Below are 4,458 nucleotides of genomic sequence, written 5' to 3'. Positions count from 1 at the left end.
GACGCCCTCGGCGGCCCACGCGGCGTGGTAGCCAGGCTCCACTTCCTGTCCGCCCATCTGCTTGGCCACCCTCTTGAAGTATGTAATAAACTCTTCCTTGGTGGGCCCAAACCACTCCACTCCCCTCTGCTTAGCCACCTCGGGGGTGTACCTCACCCCGGGCTCCCAGTGAGAGGGTCCGACTATGCACTCTGCCTTTTCCTTAAGCGCCTTGTAGAAGTCGGGCACCAGGGGGGCCACAGACAAGGCAATGAGCTTGGCGTCTACCTTCTGCTCAGCTAGTTGCCTGACGGCCAGCTGGCCATCGGCGAAGTGGGAAGCCACTAGGATTATGTCGGGGGCCGCCCGCTTAACGTTAAGAATCTGCGGCGTCAAGTCCTTCGGCGAGGAGTCGTAGACCTCGTACACCACCACCTGCAGACCCAGCTTCTCAGCATAGGCCTTGGCGCCCTCCGCAACCTGTCTATTAAACTCGCTGTTTCTATAGAGGATAGCCACCTTCTTCACTGTGGGGTCCTTATTAGTCACCATATCAAGCACGGAAACCATGTACTGACTAGCCGGCGCCGCCACGCCCAGCACATACTTAAACCCCTGCTGGAATATGCGGTCAGAAGAGGCGCCCACCACCGCCATCAAGACGCCGTACTTCTCAGCTATGGGCGACACCCCCAGTGCGAGGTCAGAGCCGTAGGGGCTCAAGAGGAAGTGCACCTTGTCCTGAGTTACCAAGGCCTCCGTGATGCTTTGAGCCAGCTCTAGTTTAGACTCGCTATCTCTATAGAGAAGCCTCACCCTCACCTTCTTACCACCACAGTCGAGCCCACCATTGTCGTTTATCCAATTAACCACGGCCAAGGCACCCCAGAGGGAGTACTGCCCCTCAGCGGCGTATCTGCCGGAAATAGGCATGGCCGTGCCGATAACTATCTCATCTGGGCACTCACCCGCTGGCTTTGGTTGCGTAGCCGTGGGTGTGCTGGTGGTGGTTGCCGACGGCGGCTGAGTGGGAGACGGCGGCTGGGCGGTGGATGTGGTAGTGGGAGTTGGCCTTGGGGTGGTGGGCTGGGCTGAAGGTTGCGTTGCCATCCAAGCCAGCGCCCCTATCACAACCACCGCAACAGCTAAGGCTATCACCCAGAGAGTTTTAGAACCGGCCATAGCCTACTGACTTTTAGCATTATATAAGTTTTTATATTACATGATATATAATTATAATCTCTACAAATGTTTAATTAACTTTCATTAAGTCTTCACTTTAAATAATTATTTAAGTTTTTAATATAGTTTTCCGGTAACGTATTTCTCTGTTAGTTCATGCTTGGGGTTTGTAAAAACCTCCTTCGTGGGTCCAGTTTCCACGATGCGCCCCTTGTAGAGAAACGCCACGTAGTCGCTTATCCTAGCCGCCTGCCCCGGGAAGTGCGTCACGAGGATAATGGTCACATCCTTCTTTAAGTCGAGAAACAGCTCCTCAAGCTTGGCCGTGTTTTCGGGGTCGAGATTCGCCGTGGGCTCGTCGGCCAGAAGAACCTCCGGCTCGAAAGCCAAGGCGCGGGCGACGCAGAGCCTCTGTTGCTGACCCCCCGACAGTTTGCCGGCGGGAGAGCTGAGCCTGTCCTTAACCTCCTCCCACAGCTGGGCCCTCTCCAGGGCAGTCTTGACCCGGCTGTACAGCTCACTTTTGTTGCGAACCAGCTTATTCAGCTTGAGGCCCAGAGCCACGTTTTCAAATATGGAGAGGTTGGGTATTGGGTTTGGTATCTGGAAAATCATCTGAACCCTCTTCCTAAGCTCCACCACGTCCATGGAGAATATGCTCCGCCCGTCTAGATACACGTCGCCCTTCACCACAGCCTCCGGGATGAGCTCGATGAGTCTGTTGAGCACCCGCAGTATCGTCGACTTGCCGCTACCCGAGGGGCCCATAAGCGCCGTTATCTTCCTCTCGGCTATGGAGAGGTTGACGCCATGAAGGACGGCGACTTTCCCAAAGGAGAGCCAGAGGTCCCTAATCTCTATTTTACTCATGGCGGCCGGGTGTGGGGCCACTTATATCCATTTTCCATATACCCCGCCTCACCTCCCCCTCCCCAGCAACTTGGCGAGTATGAAGAGCGCCAGCACCACAGTGAGGAGCACCGCGGCGGCGCCGTAGGCGGAGTCCACCTGCACCTTGTAGCTGGACTGCGCCGCTTCGTATATCCACAGAGTGACGGCTCCCGTAGGCCCCGTGAAGGGGGCATAGTAGTGGTTGCCAAGCGCGGTGAAGAACAGAGGCGCGGTCTCTCCAGCTATCTTGGCGGTGCCCAGGAGGAAGGAGGCTAAGACGGCTCTCCACACCACCTTTCTCAACACAGTGAAGACGGCTTTGTACTCCCTCCCCGACAGGCTGTACGCCGCCTCCCTCAGCGGCTGGTCTATAGAGGCGTATGCGCTCGCTGTGAAGAGAGCCACGTAGGGAATCATAACAATGGCCAAGGCGGCGGCGCCTATGTACGCGTTGTAGAAGTCGAGGGGACCCACGAACCACGTCACCCAGCCCCCCAGGACGCTGGAAAGATCTCTAGAGAGGGGGGCCAACACGCTGTTTACATCTCCCCTCACCATGCTGAACATCCCGTAGACGAACAAACCCATGGCGATTGTGGGGAACTCCACCAACATGTTCACCGCCCCCCTCGCCACGTGGGACAGCTTATCCCTCTTGAACTCGCCTATGTAGATCCCTATGGGAAAGCCCACCAGTATCCCGGCGGCGGCCCCCAGCGCCGTCATGTAGAGGGTGCCGGCTAATAGAGGCCCCACGCCGCCACTCGTGGCGAAGGGGTCGGGGGGCTCCGCCGTGAGGAAAGTAGCCAGGCCTCCCAGGTTGGCAATAGCGGCGGCGCCAGCCACGTAGATGGAAACCACCACAAACAGAACAGGCGCCACGGCGAAGAGGGAAAGCGCGACGATGACGCCGATCCCCAGCCAGTTCTTCACCCTACGCCAGTTCATACCTGCCATCTGTACAGGAGGTAGAGGGCCACGCCGTTTATGACCAGTCCCATGAGGACGAGCGTCAAGGCGGCGGCGTACAGCACCGGGGTCATGTAGAGGTAGTTGGCGGCGTTGGGAAACTGCAGAGCGATGAGAGAGGAGATGGTTATACCCGGGTCAACCGGGTTGAGGACTAGCCTCACGTAGTTGCCCCCCACAACCATGGCCACCGCGGCGGTCTCCCCCATGGCGCGGCCCAAGGCGAGGAAGAAGCCCCCTGCCACGTACTGCTTGATGTATCTAAGCTTAATTAACACCGCCTCGAACCGCGTGGCCCCCACGGCGTATATCGCCTCCTCGATCTGCCTCGGGATGAGGCCGTACCCCTCTCTGATAATCGCCGCGGCGTACGGCGTAATCATGACTGCTAAAAGAACCCCCGCCGTCATGAGGTTGAGAGGGGTCCTCACAGGCTCGGCGCCGAGGAGCCAGCTACCCAGCGCATTCAGCCCGGCGGCGAGCGCCGGCCCCAGGACATCCCTACCCCACAGCCCATATATCACAGTGGGCATAGCCGCCGTGAGATCCAGCAGAGAGGCCACAACCCACCTTACCTGGCTTGGGAGAAACTCGTTTATGGCCACGGCGGCGCTGACGGCCAGGGGCATGGCCACCGCTATTGCGATCGCCGACGAGATAAGCGTCCCCACTATGGCGGAGAGGAGGCCGTACCGCTCGGCGCCGGGGTCCCACTCCGCCGTTGTGAGCAGCGAGAGGCCGTACTTCGCCAGAGCAGGCGCTGAGTATACGGCGAACATAACCGCAATGGAGCCGAGGATCAAAACCGCGGCCAGGCCCACAACCCTCATCCCCCACCGAAACTTGAGGAATATGAGGGCCGCCACGCTCACCGCGTAGAATCCCAAAAAAAGTAGCAATAAGAGCCCCAGCATGCATTTCAAAAAAAGCCAGTTTTTAAGGCTTGATTTGGCTGACCGCGCTCAGGCCAATCTGAGCCAGCTCCTGGGGCAGAGCTATGTAGCCCTCAACGACGGCCTGCTGACCCGTAGTCAGCACATACCTCATGAACTCCCTAACCAGCTGGGCCTTGGCGGCGGCGTCCGGGTACCCCGCGGCTGAGTAGTCCTTCCAGACAATGAAGAAGGACAGAGCCGACAGGGGGTAGCCTCTAGGCGGGTTGGCCAGCTCCTGAATCACTGCGTTCCAGTCCTCGTCCGGCTTGGGGTACGCCCCGTATTTCTGCCTATACCTCTCCAGCCCGGCTGAGAGCCCCATCTGCACCATCTCGGGGAGGGGTAGATACCACTTGCCGTCGTTGTCGTTTCGTATGTATGCGATGCCTCCGATGTCGTCGTACTTCTTCTTGTTAAGTGCGTAGTAGGCGTACTCGATGTAGCCAACGGAGTACTCGGTCTTCTCGACAGCTGACGCAACGCCGGGGTTGCCTTGGCCACC

The 4,458-nt window shown here is 58.4% G+C and carries 4 protein-coding genes and 1 pseudogene; all 5 read right to left on the bottom strand.

The genetic code is table 11. The annotated features are described in order from the left end of the window. A partial coding sequence (locus ACP5J3_RS11225; RefSeq protein ID WP_428495775.1) for an amino acid ABC transporter substrate-binding protein occupies window positions 1-1,161 on the bottom strand: 1,161 nt, incomplete at its 3' end. A gap of 117 nt (window positions 1,162-1,278) precedes the next feature. Further along, on the bottom strand, window positions 1,279-2,031 hold the full coding sequence (locus ACP5J3_RS11220; protein WP_428495774.1) for an ATP-binding cassette domain-containing protein: 753 nt from the start codon (window positions 2,029-2,031) through the stop codon (window positions 1,279-1,281). Between the two features lie 48 nt (window positions 2,032-2,079). Continuing rightward, window positions 2,080-3,000 carry a PstA family ABC transporter permease gene (locus ACP5J3_RS11215; protein ID WP_428495773.1) on the bottom strand — a complete coding sequence of 307 codons (921 nt, stop codon included), beginning with the start codon at window positions 2,998-3,000 and terminating at the stop codon, window positions 2,080-2,082. Next, window positions 2,997-3,935 carry a phosphate ABC transporter permease subunit PstC gene (gene pstC, locus ACP5J3_RS11210; protein ID WP_428495772.1) on the bottom strand — a complete coding sequence of 313 codons (939 nt, stop codon included), beginning with the start codon at window positions 3,933-3,935 and terminating at the stop codon, window positions 2,997-2,999. Before pstC ends, ACP5J3_RS11215 begins: the two co-directional genes overlap by 4 nt. 22 nt (window positions 3,936-3,957) lie before the next feature. Next, a pseudogene (locus tag ACP5J3_RS11205) lies at window positions 3,958-4,458 on the bottom strand (phosphate ABC transporter substrate-binding protein PstS); the annotation flags it as partial.

The organism is Pyrobaculum sp. (genome assembly GCF_049971835.1).
In the GTDB taxonomy this organism is placed as follows: domain Archaea; phylum Thermoproteota; class Thermoprotei; order Thermoproteales; family Thermoproteaceae; genus Pyrobaculum.
Note: the sequence above shows the minus strand (reverse complement) of the source record. Positions and strands in the feature narration are given on the sequence as shown.

Coding starts and splice junctions, on each gene's coding strand:
- pstC (WP_428495772.1), bottom strand. CDS start 3,935: ATGCTGGGGCTCTTATTGCTACTTTTTTTGGGATTCTACGCGGTGAGC.
- ACP5J3_RS11215 (WP_428495773.1), bottom strand. CDS start 3,000: ATGAACTGGCGTAGGGTGAAGAACTGGCTGGGGATCGGCGTCATCGTC.
- ACP5J3_RS11220 (WP_428495774.1), bottom strand. CDS start 2,031: ATGAGTAAAATAGAGATTAGGGACCTCTGGCTCTCCTTTGGGAAAGTC.